General features: G+C 42.2%; 17 protein-coding genes and 2 pseudogenes. 11 read left to right on the plus strand and 8 right to left on the minus strand.

The window, feature by feature from the left end:
• Positions 1–50 precede the first annotated feature (50 nt).
• From MKP07_RS08660 to MKP07_RS08670, 3 genes are all read right to left on the minus strand, one after another.
• Positions 51–530, minus strand: a complete 480-nt coding sequence (locus tag MKP07_RS08660) for a sterol desaturase family protein (protein ID WP_240846770.1) — start codon at positions 528–530, stop codon at positions 51–53.
• 319 nt (positions 531–849) lie between these two features.
• Positions 850–1,029, minus strand: a complete 180-nt coding sequence (locus MKP07_RS08665; RefSeq protein ID WP_240846773.1) for a hypothetical protein — start codon at positions 1,027–1,029, stop codon at positions 850–852.
• 385 nt (positions 1,030–1,414) lie between these two features.
• Positions 1,415–2,092: a serine hydrolase gene (locus MKP07_RS08670; protein WP_240846775.1), complete on the minus strand. Its 678-nt coding sequence runs from the start codon at positions 2,090–2,092 to the stop codon at positions 1,415–1,417.
• A 234-nt stretch (positions 2,093–2,326) separates the two neighbouring features.
• Here MKP07_RS08670 and gcvT point away from each other — a divergent pair, with 234 nt between their 5' ends.
• Both gcvT and MKP07_RS08680 read left to right on the plus strand, forming a co-directional pair.
• Positions 2,327–3,412: a glycine cleavage system aminomethyltransferase GcvT gene (gene gcvT / locus MKP07_RS08675; protein ID WP_240846777.1), complete on the plus strand. Its 1,086-nt coding sequence runs from the start codon at positions 2,327–2,329 to the stop codon at positions 3,410–3,412.
• 105 nt (positions 3,413–3,517) lie between these two features.
• Positions 3,518–4,243, plus strand: coding sequence for a 2-phosphosulfolactate phosphatase (locus MKP07_RS08680; RefSeq protein WP_240846780.1), 726 nt, complete (start codon positions 3,518–3,520; stop codon positions 4,241–4,243).
• A 17-nt stretch (positions 4,244–4,260) separates the two neighbouring features.
• Here MKP07_RS08680 and MKP07_RS08685 read toward each other — a convergent pair whose 3' ends face one another.
• Positions 4,261–4,824 (minus strand): hypothetical protein, encoded by a 564-nt coding sequence (locus MKP07_RS08685; protein ID WP_240846783.1) that lies wholly within the window; start codon positions 4,822–4,824, stop codon positions 4,261–4,263.
• 266 nt (positions 4,825–5,090) lie between these two features.
• On the opposite strand from MKP07_RS08685, the gene MKP07_RS08690 reads away from it, so the two are divergent.
• The 4 genes and pseudogenes from MKP07_RS08690 to MKP07_RS08710 all read left to right on the plus strand — a co-directional run bounded on the left by MKP07_RS08690 (position 5,091) and on the right by MKP07_RS08710 (position 9,545).
• Positions 5,091–5,870 (plus strand): hypothetical protein, encoded by a 780-nt coding sequence (locus tag MKP07_RS08690; protein WP_240846785.1) that lies wholly within the window; start codon positions 5,091–5,093, stop codon positions 5,868–5,870.
• A gap of 533 nt (positions 5,871–6,403) precedes the next feature.
• Positions 6,404–8,849: pseudogene (locus MKP07_RS08695) on the plus strand (SNF2-related protein).
• 20 nt (positions 8,850–8,869) lie between these two features.
• Positions 8,870–9,259 carry a hypothetical protein gene (locus MKP07_RS08705; RefSeq protein WP_240846794.1) on the plus strand — a complete coding sequence of 130 codons (390 nt, stop codon included), beginning with the start codon at positions 8,870–8,872 and terminating at the stop codon, positions 9,257–9,259.
• Positions 9,260–9,269: 10 nt separating this feature from the next.
• The gene (locus MKP07_RS08710) at positions 9,270–9,545 is read left to right on the plus strand and encodes a hypothetical protein (protein ID WP_240846797.1); all 276 of its coding nucleotides are present in this window, start codon (positions 9,270–9,272) and stop codon (positions 9,543–9,545) included.
• Here MKP07_RS08710 and MKP07_RS08715 read toward each other — a convergent pair.
• The 4 genes from MKP07_RS08715 to MKP07_RS08730 all read right to left on the minus strand — a co-directional run bounded on the left by MKP07_RS08715 (position 9,542) and on the right by MKP07_RS08730 (position 10,816).
• Positions 9,542–9,718 carry a hypothetical protein gene (locus MKP07_RS08715; RefSeq protein ID WP_240846800.1) on the minus strand — a complete coding sequence of 59 codons (177 nt, stop codon included), beginning with the start codon at positions 9,716–9,718 and terminating at the stop codon, positions 9,542–9,544. The two genes, MKP07_RS08710 and MKP07_RS08715, sit on opposite strands and share 4 nt — an antisense overlap.
• 2 nt (positions 9,719–9,720) lie before the next feature.
• Positions 9,721–10,257, minus strand: coding sequence for a hypothetical protein (locus tag MKP07_RS08720; RefSeq protein ID WP_240846803.1), 537 nt, complete (start codon positions 10,255–10,257; stop codon positions 9,721–9,723).
• Positions 10,254–10,445, minus strand: a complete 192-nt coding sequence (locus MKP07_RS08725; protein WP_240846805.1) for an RNA polymerase sigma factor — start codon at positions 10,443–10,445, stop codon at positions 10,254–10,256. The genes MKP07_RS08720 and MKP07_RS08725 overlap by 4 nt, the downstream gene beginning before the upstream one ends.
• 89 nt (positions 10,446–10,534) lie before the next feature.
• Positions 10,535–10,816, minus strand: a complete 282-nt coding sequence (locus tag MKP07_RS08730; RefSeq protein WP_240846808.1) for an RNA polymerase sigma factor — start codon at positions 10,814–10,816, stop codon at positions 10,535–10,537.
• A 129-nt stretch (positions 10,817–10,945) separates the two neighbouring features.
• Between MKP07_RS08730 and MKP07_RS43675 the strand changes: the two are divergent.
• The 5 genes and pseudogenes from MKP07_RS43675 to MKP07_RS08770 all read left to right on the plus strand — a co-directional run bounded on the left by MKP07_RS43675 (position 10,946) and on the right by MKP07_RS08770 (position 15,781).
• Positions 10,946–12,900, plus strand: a pseudogene (locus MKP07_RS43675) (PKD domain-containing protein).
• The gene (locus MKP07_RS08760) at positions 12,888–14,102 is read left to right on the plus strand and encodes a tetratricopeptide repeat protein (protein WP_240846822.1); all 1,215 of its coding nucleotides are present in this window, start codon (positions 12,888–12,890) and stop codon (positions 14,100–14,102) included. Before MKP07_RS43675 ends, MKP07_RS08760 begins: the two are co-directional and overlap by 13 nt.
• Positions 14,103–14,141: 39 nt before the next feature.
• Complete coding sequence (locus tag MKP07_RS38045; protein ID WP_262919216.1) at positions 14,142–15,056, plus strand: CHAT domain-containing protein; 915 nt, start codon at positions 14,142–14,144, stop codon at positions 15,054–15,056.
• Positions 15,047–15,496 (plus strand): CHAT domain-containing protein, encoded by a 450-nt coding sequence (locus MKP07_RS38050; protein WP_262919217.1) that lies wholly within the window; start codon positions 15,047–15,049, stop codon positions 15,494–15,496. The genes MKP07_RS38045 and MKP07_RS38050 overlap by 10 nt, the downstream gene beginning before the upstream one ends.
• Positions 15,497–15,580: 84 nt before the next feature.
• On the plus strand, positions 15,581–15,781 hold the full coding sequence (locus MKP07_RS08770) for a hypothetical protein (protein WP_240846823.1): 201 nt from the start codon (positions 15,581–15,583) through the stop codon (positions 15,779–15,781).
• The last annotated feature ends 53 nt before the right edge of the window (positions 15,782–15,834 follow it).

Below are 15,834 nucleotides of genomic sequence, written 5' to 3' on the forward strand. Positions count from 1 at the left end.
AAACCGGGATTAAAGGTCTCATCGAAAATCGATTTATTTCTTTCCAAACATCAACTCCTGCACTTTCTCTTTGTCTTCTTTCTCTTTTTCAGGTCGAACATGGTGCCGAATACATGATCCCAGGTTGTGCTGCTTACGCCAAACCCTTTATGCTCATCTTTATAATGATGTAAATGATGATTACGCCAAAGTCCTTTCATCCATTTAAATGGCGGGTTCCATGCATGAATAGCATAGTGCATCGTGCCATACATCAGGTAACCCAACATAAAGCCCGGGAAGAACATAAAACCATAACGACCCATGATGAGGTAGAAGAGGCTGAATAAAACGGAAGCGATAATAATACTTGGAACCGGCGGCATAAATAAACGCTGCCTGTCTCGTGGATAATGGTGGTGATTACCATGCATAACGTAGGCTATCTTTTTGGCCGTTGGGTTATCGCTTACCCAATGAAAAATAAACCGGTGCGCGATATATTCAAAAAACGACCAGAAAAAATGCCACAAAAAATATAAGAAATACATACCCCACAGAAAAATTAAGCGTAGTGGCACTATAATACAGCAAATAAGAAATCACCGGAATATAAATACCCCAAATAACCAGTGGATGTGTTTTTGTAAGCATCTCCAGGTAATCATTTTTAAAAAGCCTGGCTTGTCCTTTATTATGAATTTTTTCAAACTTCATGCGGTAAAAGTAAAATAAAATTGAAAAACGTTAAAGCATCCCTGCTTCAAACTCAGTATATACCTTGTTCTTATTAACAAAAATGATGCAAATCAATGAAGTTCAGAACAAATAGATGATCAAAAAGTTCTGAAACACCGTATTAAAAACTACCTAGTCATATTCCAGTTTCCATTTACTAAGGTCAGGGCTTCCATCTCTTTTTCTTTTTAGTTCGTATTCGTAGATCTTTTCGCCAATTTCCCTGAAGAATGGGTAACCTGTTTCAATATATTCGTACTTGTTATCGTTAAGTACCTCGTCTTTGTTTACATAAATACAGGCACTTAGCATAAACTCTACGTTGTTTTTAAAATCAACGATATAGCAAACATCTGTAAGAAAACCATGACTCCAACCTGTTTTATTGAAGCTGCGGATATGATCCGGTATTTTTTGCTTTCCGTCCTTAAAAAAAAAAACTTGGTATAGCTATCAAAAAATTCAGCCGTATCATATTGTGGGAACCGGCTTTCGGACGGCATCTCCGACATGTATTGATATAGCTTTTTATAATCATCCTCGGTCAGGTTAAATCGTTGTTTTTTGGGAATGGATTCCGGAAATAAGGCTGACTGCATCATTTGCTGCAAATCGGTTAGTGTAGCTTTATTGTGAGCAGTAAAATCATAAGGCTCATTTACCAGTTGATCATCCTGGTCCAGGTGGGCTTTACCTATTAATATTTTTTTATTAAAGTCGAAAATTGCATTACTTGCCGCCGCGCTTGAGTATAAAGAGTATGGCCATCTTTCCGGAAACGGATAGCATTAGTATGGCGGTTTTCTTCCGGGGTCATTTTTACGAACCGCCGTGTAATACGCATGTTTTTATAGCCCTTTTTCCAAAGCGTTTCATTTAAATACTGCTGACCGCAAAATTCATACAAACGGTTATAGGCATCGTTATCGCTTACTACAAATATCTTTTTTACATAGTGATCGATTGTTGGCATACCGGAAGCGGATGTTGGATCAGCAATTACCCCGGTTTGGCCGCTATAACTGCTATCAGTAAGCATGGCAGTATATTTATCAATACCCTTACTTTTTAAGGAATTGATCTTTTCCAGTGCTGCCAGAGCCGTAGGCAACTTAACCATGGACGCCGGGTAGAAGTAAGAGTGATCATCAACATTGAGATAGAAGTTGGTGAATTTGGGCAAATTGTTTTTATTCCGGTCTATTTTGGTGTAAATGATCTGGTACCTGAAGGTATCGGGTTGATCCAGGATCTTTATTAATAGTGGAGATGCGTTAGATCTAAGCTGGTCTTTCAGCCATTGGCTATTTTTTGTTTGTGCCTGTACCATTGTAAAACAGATGAAGAATAAACCAGTAAGTTTAAGCCTTTTCATTAGTAAAAGTTAAACCAGAATTTTCAAACAAACTTAAAGTGTTTGGGTGCCACAAAGCGCAGTTTATACCGTTTGCTGACAAATAAAAAGTATTAGCGAAATTTCAAATCGCAAATAGCCATTACCTTTGGCGCGCAAAAGTTATATGAAGGATGCGTCCGGCAATTAGTAGTTGCAGGATATAACAGCCTTTACCGTCCGTCCGTCGGGTATCAGACACATTAAAATAAATACATGAAGCAGACCCCTTTCACACAGAAGCACATTGATCTGGGAGCAAAAATGGCCGAATTTGCTGGTTATAATATGCCCATTAGCTACAGCAGTATTAACGAAGAGCACCATACGGTAAGAAAAAATGCCGGTGTTTTCGATGTGAGCCACATGGGTGAGTTTATTTTAAAAGGAGAGAATGCTTTAGACCTGATACAGAAAGTAACCACCAACGATGCGTCTAAGTTGAAAAACGGACAAGCGCAGTACAGCACATTTACCAACGAGCAGGGTGGCATTGTGGATGACCTGATCGTTTATTGCGTTGAAGAGAATAAGGTATACATGCTGGTGGTTAATGCAGCCAATATTGACAAAGACTGGAACTGGGTGTCGCAACACAATAGCGACAATGTGGAAATGCACAATATCTCTGAAAAAACAGCTCTTCTGGCTATTCAGGGGCCGCAGGCAACAGCAATTTTACAACCGCTTACAGATATCGATATTTTAAACCTAAAATACTACACGTTTGCGAAAGGCAACTTTGCAGGCGTACCTAATGTGTTGGTAAGCGCTACGGGGTATACCGGAGCCGGAGGTGTAGAGATCTATTTCGAGGATAAAGATGGCGCTGCCGAAAAGATCTGGAATGCTATTTTTGAAGCTGGCACACCCAAAGGGTTAAAACCTATTGGTTTGGCAGCCCGCGACACGTTAAGATTGGAAATGGGCTATAGCTTATATGGCAACGACCTTGATGATACAACAAGTCCGCTGGAAGCTGGTTTGGGCTGGGTAACTAAGTTTACCAAAGATTTTACGGCAAAAGAATTACTGCAGCAGCAAAAAGCAGAAGGTGTTAAACGTCGCCTGGTAGGATTTGAGCTGGCCGACAAAGGAATTCCCCGTCATGGTTATGAAATAGTGGATGACGCTGGTAATGTTATAGGGGTGGTTACATCTGGCACCCAATCTCCCACTTTAGGAAAAGCCATTGGCCTGGGCTATGTACAAACAGGCAAAACGGCAATTGGCTCCAATATTTTTATAAAAGTTCGCGATAAGCAATTGGCTGCTACTGTTGTTAAAATGCCGTTTGTTTAAAGCCTCAACTATAGATAAGCGAATGCACCTATTTTTTTAACCAAAGAATTCGGGCCTGCCCGTCCAGATCAGGCGGGCATTCGTGGCATCATAATTTCTAAAAGAATGTCTCAAAAACCTACCCTTTATACATCTTTGTCCCCCGCACTTTTACATTTATACGATGTAAAAGATACCGTTGTGGTAGTGATCGATGTTTTTCGCGCTACATCTACGATAGCTTCAGCGCTGCATAATGGCGCTCAATATATCATACCGGTAGATGCTGTTCCCAGGGCTGTGGAAATCAGCCGGGAGGTTGGTGGAATAGCCGCCGGCGAACGGGACGGCAAGCTGGCAGAAGGGTTAAGCCACGGTAATTCTCCATTGGAGTATACCAAAGATTTTATAGAAAATAAGATACTGGTACTCACCACCACCAATGGTACCAAACTCCTGCACATGGCATTGGCAAACGGTGCAGATGATATCATTACAGGCTCATTCCCCAACCTGAGTTCTGTTTGCAATTACCTGGTCAAACAAAATAAAAATGTGATTCTGGCCTGTGCCGGATGGAAAGACCGCTTCAATATAGAAGACACTTTATTTGCAGGGGCTGTGATCGACAACGTAAAAGATTATTTCACCATTCATTGCGACAGCTCATTAATGGCGCATAATCTTTATACACAAAATAAATCCGATCTTTTAAAATTCGCCGAAAATCTTACCCATTACCATCGGCTGGTAAACCGTTTTGGCTATATCGAAGATATTGAGTTTTGCCTGACAGCTGATGTGGCCGACGTATTGCCGCTGTATAAAGAGGAAAAGCTGGTAAGGGGCTAAATGCTCTTTATCAGGGATTAATATCGGGGCTTGATAGGCTCCGGCAGTGATAACGAATGATTCTCGGTCGGTCCGTAACACCGTATAATTTGTCCAACAGTTATTCCCATCGGAGGGAGAATCAAAAATCTTCCGCTGAGTGCATTGCCATTATGCGAAAAGAGAGATTCAAATCTTCCAAAGACATCCCATTCGCCGATGGCGTCTTTAATTAACTCACTTTTTATAATGAAGGGAATAATTAATTTTCCGCTGTGTTTTCTTGTTTTTGCATACTGGCTAATCGCATTCAAATCAATTTTTGGAAGAACTCTTTTTAACTCTGCTTTTTGCCAATCGGGAGCGCTGTCCGTAAAAAACACGCTGTCACAGTTATATTTATTGTTTATTTGAATTACCAGCAATGCTTGTGTGAAAAGTGCGGTATCATTCTCATGAGAAGCAAAGGCATCAAATCTTCTCATCAAGCTATGGGTAAATCTTGTTATGTTAGTATCTGTTTGCGATAAGCCGGTTTGACAAATATGAAGCAGTAGGAAAAAAAAGAAGCAGGTTTTGCTAAGCAGGTTGAAATTTTTCATAATACATCTTTCAATGTAAGATGCTCAGAATTGTTTTTTTCATAAAAAACGTACAAAGATACAGCTTTCTTTTCACCTCCTTTCCGGAAATAAAATATTCATCAAAACCTATGGAAAAGCGGAAATCTTTCTTTTATTTTTGCCGATTGTCCCATTTGCACGGCATTGCGGTGGTACCCCTTAAAAGGTTTGTGGGTATTCAAAATACAGATGAGCATTAGTACAATACAATTAATAGACGACCCTATAAATTAAAAGAACAAGTTTTGGCATTACCCCATATTTTAAAGCACGTTTATACCAACGGAACAGATGAAGTGATCAGGCGCGGAAAGAAAACCCATGCATTGGGCTTCGTAGAGTTGGTGGAGTTTGATAAGCTAACCGGCAATATTGTTTTCCGGGTAAAAGATGATACTTACAGCAGTTTCTACAAAGTATATATTCAAAAGTACAGCGACCCTAAACAGATATCGCTACGCTGTACCTGCCCTTATAACCTGGGGGATATTTGCAAACACGAAGTGGCTTCCCTGTTCCAGCTTCAGGAGCTTTTAGATAAAGGACAATTAGGCGACGAGGAAGTGTACTACGATCAGCGTCACACCGTAGTAAAACTGCGCAATTTCGACCTTCGCTCTTTAAGGTCCCTTTGCAGCAGCGAAAGCTTTAATGATGCAGAAAAATTTTTGCAGAAAAAGAAAGTAAAAATTATTTCGGCTAAGGATGAAACGGTGAAGGCTAATGTAGTGTTGCCGGATAAAGACTACATAGTGGTTATCCGTAAAAACGACGAAAGAAATTTTGATACCAGCTGTGAATATGAAGACACGGAATTTCCGCTTTGTTTGCCCAAGGTGATGGTCTTTATGCAGTTAATGAAGCAACACGGGGCGGAATACTTTGATACCATTCGCAACCGGGACGTTGAAAAGAACAAATTGCTGGAAGCCTATGGCTACTCGCTGGCCGATGACCTGAAAGGTAAATTTGAATTTGTATTTAAAGATGGCAAGCCTTTTTGCGTGTACTGGATGTTAAAATAAAGCGGGTTAATACACCCGGCGCACTTGTGGCTAAACCCATAACAGCACAACCGGTAGCAGAGGCTGTGGCCGAAGCGGATGTAGCGGTTGAAACCGCCAGGAAGTCGACAACCAGGCTCGGATTTGTACTGAACTTTAATAAAAAGATATACCCCTATTTTTCGATTGATACGATAATTGGGGAAGCTAACGAAGACCAGAGCGGCTTTGCCGGCAAGGTAGAATTACTGGATATCGCTAAATATATTGACACAGCTAACTACGATCCTGCAGATGTTACGCTATTGAACAATGTACGGAAACTTCAGGATGCCGAGCTTAAAAAATATATTATCCGCAACACACCCTTTACCGACTCACTGGAAGAGCCTACGCTTACCGGTGAACTGGATGAAGAGCAGCAGAAATTAGCAGCCGAATATTTATTGCCCCGCATTAAAAAACTATTGGCTGATGGAGGTGAAAATCCTTTAGCATTTATACTACCTGCGGGCAAAAAGTTTATTACGCAAAACCTCCAGGGAGTAGATGCAATGGATAGCCCGGCGACCATTGAGTTTTTTATAGATAAGAATGGCGATGAGTTTACCTGCGAGTGTTTGGTGCGTACCCGTGGCATGGTACATGGAATTGAAGAGAATGAAGCACCAACCTCATTGGTATACGTGTATAACCATCAGTTGTTTGCCATGCCCGATGCAGATACCGTTGCATTGGTACAACCGTTCACTAAGGATGGGAAAATTACAATGTCACTGGAAGAGTGGCCATTAAAGCTGCACGAGTTTATTCTCCCGGTTTCAAAAGATTATAAAACCGACTTCGATCCGTCTCTTTTACAAACAATTAAAGGCGCTGAGCCAGAGGTAAAGCTGTTTTTAACCGAAAGAGGCGATTACCTGGTGTTCAAACCGGTTTTTTCATACAAAGGACATGAAACCAGCGCTTCCGGTAAACCGGTAATGTTGATCCCCGAAGGAGGAAAAGTACTGGCCATACACCGCAATAAAGAGAAAGAAGAAGCTTTTGTACAAAGACTGCAAAACCTGCATTCTAACTTTGTGGTGAATGAAGAAGACGGAACCTTAGCATTGAAAGGCGTAGAAATATTAAAGGAAAACTGGTTCTTTTTGTTTGTAGATGCGATGAAGGAAATGCAGGTACCGGTATTTGGCCACGAAGCACTGCGCAACTTTCGCTTTAATACCGCTAAGCCGCAAACCAAGATCTTCATCAGTAGCAATACCGATTGGTTTGATGCCAAGGTAGACATTATGTTTGGCGAGCAAAAAGTATCTATTTCTGAGGTAAAGCGCGCATTAGCAGCTAAACAGCAATATGTACAATTAAATGATGGAACCCTGGGTATTTTGCCTGACGAGTGGCTGAAAAAGTACTCGTTGCTATTCAGGGTAGGAGAAGGCTCTAACAATAAATTAAAGCTTTCACAGTATCATAAGAATGTAATAGATGAGCTTTTTGAACTGAAGAATGAAGAGGAGTTGCAGTTTGAGCTGGAAGAAAAATACAACCGCCTGAAAGATTTCGAAAAAATCTATGAAGTAGATGCGCCCGAGCATCTGCAACCTATTTTAAGGCCCTACCAGTTGGCCGGATTTCAGTGGTTAAACTATCTCCAGCATATTAACTGGGGTGGTATCCTGGCCGATGATATGGGTTTGGGTAAAACGATACAGGCCCTGTCCTTCCTGCAGCACTACAAAAGCAATCACCCGGACATGAAAGCCCTGGTAGTTTGTCCCACCACACTTATTTATAACTGGGAGAATGAGATCAAAAAATTCGCACCATCTATAACTTATTGTATTCACCATGGTAGTACCAGAACCCGTAGTTCTGACGAGATCATGAAGCACGATATTACCATCACTACCTACGGTACCTTGAGAAGTGATATCAAGCTTTTCCTCAACGTTAAATTCGATTACCTGGTATTGGATGAAAGCCAGGCGATAAAGAACCCGGCCAGTAAAGTAACCCGTGCCGCATCGCTATTAAACTCCAAGCATCGCTTATGTATGAGCGGTACGCCTTTACAGAATAATACATTCGACATCTACGCCCAGATGAACTTCTTAAACCCGGGTATGCTGGGTAGCATGGAGTTCTTCCGGCAGGAGTTCGCAATCCCTATAGACAAATTGGGAGAGCAGGAAAGAAAAGAGCATCTGCGAAAGATCCTTTATCCATTTATTTTACGTCGTACGAAAGAACAGGTGGCTAAAGACCTGCCTGAAAAGCAGGAGATGATCCTTTGGTGCGAAATGGGAGATGAACAGCGCCGTATTTACGATGCTTACAGGAACGATTACCGGGATAAGATATTAGGTACTATCGACAACCAGGGTATTGGTAAGTCACAGCTGACCATTCTGCAAGGTTTGATGAAGCTGCGCCAGATATGCGACTCTCCGGCCATACTGAACGAAGAAGATGTTTTTGAAAATCATTCTATCAAGATTGAAGAACTTTCAAGAGAGATCACCGAAGACATGAGCGATCATAAAGCCCTGGTGTTTTCGCAGTTCCTGGGTATGCTGGGACTGATTCGTCAGAAGCTCGATGAACTGGGAGTAAAATATGAGTACTTCGATGGCAGCACTTCCGCTCCCGATCGTGAAAAAGCGATACAGAATTTTCAGAAGAATGATGAAGTGCGCGTATTCCTGATTTCTTTGAAAGCGGGAGGTGGGTTTGAACCTTACGGCAGCAGATTACGTGTATATCGTAGATCCCTGGTGGAACCCTGCGGTTGAACAACAGGCGATAGACCGTACACACCGTATCGGTCAAACCAAGAATATTTTTGCCTACCGGATGATCTGTAAGGATACCATTGAAGATAAGATACTGAAGTTGCAGGAAAAGAAGAAAGCGCTGGCAAAAGACCTGATCTCCGACGAATCGGGATTTGTAAAATCGCTGACCAAAGAAGATGTAGAGTATTTATTCAGTTAGATCGTTAACCAGTAATGGAAATGCCGCAGAGTGAAGTAGAGGGATTAAGCGACCTGTTTGATGATGGACGTAAACCCTTGAAGAAACTTTCGACAATACGTAATATCGGTATTTTGTTATGCTCCTGTATCATCGCTGGGAGCGTACTCTATGCAGTGGTACCCAAAAGAAATGGAACCAGGGACTTTTTTGGAAAACTATTAACCGAAAGAGAACTGACACGAAATTTAATACTGGGGATTACTGTTTCTTATCCGGTTATCGCGTTTGTTATTGGGCTCTTAGTAGGTCTTTTGCCTTACAGAAAAGCAGCGTTTAAAGACAAGTACGTTCCCTTTTCCCTGGTTACGCTGCTTGTTTTGTATTTATTAATAATTTTTTGGGTGTTAGCTTCTTTATTAATGTCATAGAATAATAGTTATGAAATTCCGTCGTCTTATTTCTTTACTGATCATTACTGCTATTTTGGTTGCTTTTTTTACCAATCCTAAAGAAGCAGATTTTAGTAAGTTTGTTCAGCCAACTGCTGCAAGGGTAAGCTCCCCTCCATTGATTGAATACGAAAGCAGGCTGATTTACTCCAATGCAACCGTAACATATTTTAGTCGGGTATCAGAACAGGGTAAGTTTGTGGCTGCTGCCAGTAAGGAAAAATATATCGGCTTATTCGGGCGATTCTGGCGCATTAATAACTAGCGGCATTTTTTAATGATCTTCTGAGAAGACTGGTAATACGCACTGCTCTCACTCACCTGTTTAGCAAATGCCAGCGCCTCCGGCTTCCGGTTGAGTTTATAGGCCGATAAGGCTGCAAAAAATGCTGCGTCTTCTTTATAGGCAGACTCGCCTTCCGATAACGGTTTCAGCACCTTCAGGGCTTCGTCATATTTTTCGTCTTTACCAGTGTAACCCCATAAAAGAAATTTGCTGTAGCATCTCCAGGTTCTGATGATGCCTGCTCCCTCAGCAACAATAAGGCTTCTTCATATTTTCCCTCGTTAAATAATTGAGCGCCTTTATTAGATAACTCTTCTGATCCCCTAACCACAGCCTGTGGCATATCTGGAACAGTATAGTTCTCAATCCCACCCGGTAAAGAGAGGTAAAGAATGAATATCGCCGCAGCAGCAATAGCGGCCACCAGGTATTTTTTAATAGAAACTACTTTTGTTTTTGGAGCCCCCTCTGTTTTGAAATGTTGCTGCGTAAGGGGGTCCAGTATTTGCTTCAGGTTGGTAATATCAGGCTGGTTACCGATCTGTCGTTTTAGAATATCATCAGCCTGTAACCAATCTGCATAATCCTGTTTCAATTGGGCATCGGCTTGCAATTCTATTTCAAAAGCAGTGCGTTCCGGCTCGCTCATCCATCCCTCCGTATAAGCTTCTATTTTTTCAAAATTGCTCATGCTGCATGATTTTTATTGTTTCTTACCAATGCGATCAATTCTGCCATGCAAAGAGACTTCTTCTTCCTCAGGTAGGCATAACTTACACCAAGTTCGTCAGCGAGTTCTTGCTGCGATTTGTCGGTATAACTGCCAATGATGACTTCACGGCACCGCTCACTGATTTTTTGAAGCATGGCTACCACCATTTCCTCTTTTTCTAAAGTGGCAGTGAAAAACGCCGCGGCTTCATCATCTTTGCCGGCTACCCAGGTATATCCATCATCAATTGATTTTGTTACCCCCTTTCTTTTATTTTTTCAACCTGGTTGATCCACTTCCGTTTACAAATCAACAACAGGAACGCTTCCAGGGGGCAGGTTAACGCAAAGCTTTTATTTTGAGCCAGTTTGTATACGTCAATAATCGCTTCCTGGAAAATATCACCGGCTTCTTCTGCATCAGCGCCTTTCGACAATAAAAATTTCTTAATACCAGGCGCAAACAGCCTGTATATCTCTTCAATCTGTTGAGAGTTATGCTGCCTGAGGGCTTCAATATATTGTTGATCGGCGTGCACAAGGCTGGTTTGTAGCAAGCTAATGTAGGAAAATTCCGTTCTGTAATAATAATTAAATAAATTTAGGCAGCCATTAAAACCGGGGTAACAAAATATACTCCTCATTGATATACTGGAAAAACTGCCGGCGTGAAATATTTTTATACGTTATTCTTACTGATACTTTCTTTTACGGTTACCGCTCAACAGGCGGATAGTACCATTATTGCAACAGCAGACAGCAGTAATAAAATGTCATTTTCTATAAAATTACCTGCGCTAACCCAAATACCAGGTGCACCTGCTCCTTTTTATACCTATCTCTGGGATTTTGGCGATGGCCATTTCAGCACAGCCGAAAATCCACAACACTTATATGCAAAAGCAGATACTTATGAAGTAATGTTGTACGCTGTAAATAACTATGACGACGGTAAAAAGCCCCAGCGAAAAACACAGAAGATACAGGTCAACAAGTCGTCGCCCATAAAAGATAATGTGGCTTCGGTTGCGGAAAAAGATTTTTTAAGGCCAACGGCATGTTCGAGCTCAAGTATAACTGCATGGCCAAACCCAATGATACCCTGGTGTTGATTGTGGGATGGAAGAACAGGGAGGCGGAGCAACAAAAGGGCCGTCTTTACCTGATGCTCAATGAAAAACAGTTTGATCAAACCTGTTTTGACACATCAGACTTCAGAACCTATAACAGCGCGGCTGCTTTAACAGCGTTTACAAAGACGACCGAAATGCCACTGTTACAATCTGATCTGCTGATTACCGAAAGTGGAAGTCCGGCCTCTAATTTCCCCATAAATGTGAAGGCCGCAGAAGCAGCGGCTTTGTTCTCCAATACTACTGCTTTATACAAAAATGTATTCAGTGCAGATATAGAAAACACTCCTGCCGGGGATGCCCGTTTTTCTTTTTACAACTGCATGTTACACCCGAAATGATCAAAGACACGAATGCCACACTTACCATAACCGGTGTATATGTTCCGGAAAGGGGAAAGCCTGTTATGCACAAGCTAAGTGTGCCGGTGGTCAACTCGCACGACCCCAATAAGATGAATATCAAAGGCGGTCGTATCAGCTATCGGTTTCTTAAAAAGTACAAGCCGCTAAATTACAAAGTGCGCTTTCAGAATAACGGGGAAGGTCCCGCCCGTAAAATTGCACTGGATATGACCATGGCGCGGCTTTAAATCCCGAAACAATACGGGTTACAGATATGTCGCCGTTTTGTCCACCTTGTGATAGCCTGGCAAAGGAAAAGCGGGGTTGCTGGGAGCTGGTGAAAAATGAAAAAGGAGCCGTATTTATTTTTCATGGAATTTACCTGGCAGGGACCAATCAGAAAGGTGTAGAAGATAAAGACAGCACCAAGGGCTTTATGGAATTCAATATCGTTACCCGCAAAAAACTAGAGAACAAGCCCTTCAGATCACAAACAGCCATCTATTTTGATAAGAATGAACCGGTGATAACTAATTATGCTACCGGCCGGTTTAAAAAAGTCCTTCTCCTATATTGATGGCGGGCTATGAAAACGCCTTTGGCTCCGGTGCAACAACCAGCAATGGTATTGTTACCGGTGTAGGAGTAGCCCCGTTGGCACCTTATCTTCCTTACCTGCAGATGGAGTTGTATTATAAACAGGGTTTGAAAACTTCTGGCGCCAACATCGTTGGCATAGATCGACCGGGAATAATCAGGATAGGCGACAGACAGGAATATGCTTATAAAACCTTCGACTCCTCACAAACCCATTCCATAAGCCAGGTAAGACTGGTGCCGCTTCAATTGCGGTATAATATCGGCAATTATTTTTCTGTTGGTGGCGGGGCAGCTGTAACAGCCGATATGGGTGGGAACATAGAAACCGAAAACGCGTACCACATAATGGGCGCCAACGGGGTAATGGTTGAGCCGTATAAGATAATGCAGACAGAAAAAATCAAAGCATTCAGCAACTGGCGTTTCCAGCCTTTTGTAGATCTGCAGGTAGGGAAGGTAAAATTAGGCCCCCACCTGGGTTTTCGGTATTACTATAACGGTAAAAACAGTAGTTTCGGATACATGTATGCAGGATGGCGTTTTTAATTCACTCCACACATTATTTCAGGAAGGCGCTCAAAGGCCTTTTGGCTGGGCTTGCGATGCTTTTATTAGCCAATACTGCTCTGCAGCATAACCGGTCGACAGATGTTTATACAAATCTGAAAGAAAAAGACTCATTACTGGCGTATATCAATTATGCTTTTGATGCAGTCGATGAAAATCCGGCGTTGGTTAATAAAGCCGATTCTATATTCAGTAAGATCTGGCGCAAACCTGCATCCTATGATGAAAAGCTAAATTATTATCACCTGTTGATTAACATTGGTTATCATTTGCTGCAAAGCAGGCAGGTAAGAGCATCAACCAGCTGGTACGAAAAGGCGCTGTTATTTTACGAAGAAAATAAAACTGATAGTCGGCTCGCTGGCGAAATGGAACTCCAGGAATATATCGGCAAGCCCCTCGGTAATAACTATACGAGAATAGGGGATTTTAGCAAAGCCATCGCTATACAACGGCAGGTGATCGAGTCTGCTATACAAGAACATAAAATGGAAATGCTTCCCGGATTATACGCAAATCTGGCTACCACTTATTTTTACATGCGGGATTACTACAAGGTCCATAACATCATTAACCTTGCCATTGGTAGCCTGAAAACGCCTTCGCAGGATATTGCTGCCTTATTGTTTAATTTGAAAACAGAAGCCTACCTGGAAACAAACCAGTTAGATAGTGCTGATTATTGGAATCGGAAAGCCTTGTTAATCCGGCCAGGTAATAACACAACCTGGCGCCAGGCCGCCTTAACGAATAGTGCACGTATTTTAAGCAGTCAAAATAAGCTTTCAGAAGCGCTATCCTATTTGCAATTGGCCTGGGATATTGCCGGAGGATCGTCTATAGAAGACAAGGCCCGGCTATCTAACGAAATAGCAGTTAATCTTTTTAAGAAAAATCAGTTGCTTCCCAGTAAGGCGTGGTTTGAGCGAACGCTGACATTTTTTAAAACTGATTCTTTGAATTTGTATCCCGACTATAACGTAACAACGGCCATGTTTGGCCTGGCCCTGTGTTATGAAGTGCAGCAACAAATAGATAGCAGCTCTTACTGGGGAACACAGGCAGTTCTGAACGATTACTATACCCAGCAACTAATCGATCCGTGGCTATATAGCAAGAGTAATATCTATTCTAACGAAGCTCAAACCAATTATTATTGCCATTCATCACTGCTGGTTTGAAGCCACTCGCAATGAAGATTTTTATGGAAAGCGCTATGGATGACCGAGCTTTCCAAGGGACGCAAGCTGATGTATGAACAAAAAAGATCGGGGAACTGGAAGAATGATGCAACCCTGAATAATGCGGACTTAAGTGAATTACGTAACGACTACCTGTTGTTGGCACAGGCTACCGCTACCGGCGAAAAAGAATTAATAAGAGAAAGAATTGCCCGTCAGGAGTATCAACTTAGCCTGAAGGGAAGCCGATTTTCACAGTCGTTGTCCGCACCCTCATTTACTGATTTCAAAAACCGGGTCAACGAAAGTCGTGGTATCAATAACTTGATCAGCTATCATCACACCGACAAGGCCTTGTACACAATAAGAGCAAACAGAGAGGGCCTTTTCAGCTTTGTTGACTCCGCTGTTGGAGAGTTGCAGGATATACAAGACTTCACCAACAAATATTTTTATGCAGGTCCCCAGGCGTTTAGTAATAGCCCCGGAGACTATTTTAAAAAAGCTCACGAAATCCTTAAAAAGTATTTACCGGGTAAAATGGACAAAGAGGGAGATTATATCATTTCTCCTTCTGGCGGCTTACACGAGCTACCCTTTGAGGCGCTGTCCCTTGATGATAAGGGTAGCGGGTATTTGGGCGTACAACATGCGATTACTTACCAATTCTCCCTGCTGCAGCTTACTGCGCCAGGTAAAGCTCCCGCAGCGGCCGTTCATGTTTTTAGTTTTGAAAAAGAGCACCTGGGATTTCCTGCCCTGCCGTCTGCAAAAGAAGAGGCCAATTTTCTGCGAAAACAATTTGCGGGTACTTACAGCAGCGCAACGGCTACAGCCGATAGCGCTTTTTATAATTCATTAACGGAGCATAACATTATCCATCTGGCTTCCCACGCTGTGGCGGGAGACAGTAGCCAGCAGCCGTTCATTGTACTTCAAAAAAATTGTATTTAGGGCAACTTCAATACAATATTGCTAACTGCCCGTTGATCGTATTATCTGCCTGCGAAACAGGCAAGGGTACCAGCCAGCAGAATGAAGGCATCATGAGCCTTGGGCGGGCTTTTATCGGTAGTGGGGTAGGAGGTGCTTTATCTACCCGTTGGGAGGTTGATGATGCGGCAACGGCCAACCTAACCCGGTTTTTTTATAAGGAGCTTGATGCGGTGGGTTTACCCGCAAAAGCATTGCAAAGGGCCCGGGCAGCCTATCTAAAAGAAAACACAGCCATTTCTGCGCAAAATCCATGGTTATGGGCCGCTTTATTATACCAGGGTAAGAATCATACTATACTGATTCAAAGCCCGAGGCCAGGAGGCATTAAATACATCATAGCCGGAGTAGTTGTGGCAGCTTGCGCATGTATTTATTTTCTTTTGAAAAGGAAGAAATAAAATATTTCCATTTATGGGGTAACAATTGTTTGGGGCACCTGATATGCCTGTAAACAAGTTCGAAAACATAAAAACCCCATAGTTATGAAAAAGATATTTTTACCCCTGGCCCTGGTTACTGCAACCTTTATCGGTTTTGGATCCTGTAAGAAAAATGATGCTCCGGTTATTCCAGGTATCGACGACCAGGCATCGGCCCGTATGATGCGGGCTTTTTTGAGAAGCATGCACCCAAAACGGAAACGTTCAGTTTCGATGCATCTGCAGGTGGTACGATCACTTTAAAAAGCGGCACAAAAATTACGTTCCCTTCTAATGCTTTTGTAAAGCCTGATGGT

It is taken from the genome of Paraniabella hibiscisoli (assembly GCF_022512515.1).
Taxonomy (GTDB): domain Bacteria; phylum Bacteroidota; class Bacteroidia; order Chitinophagales; family Chitinophagaceae; genus Niabella; species Niabella hibiscisoli.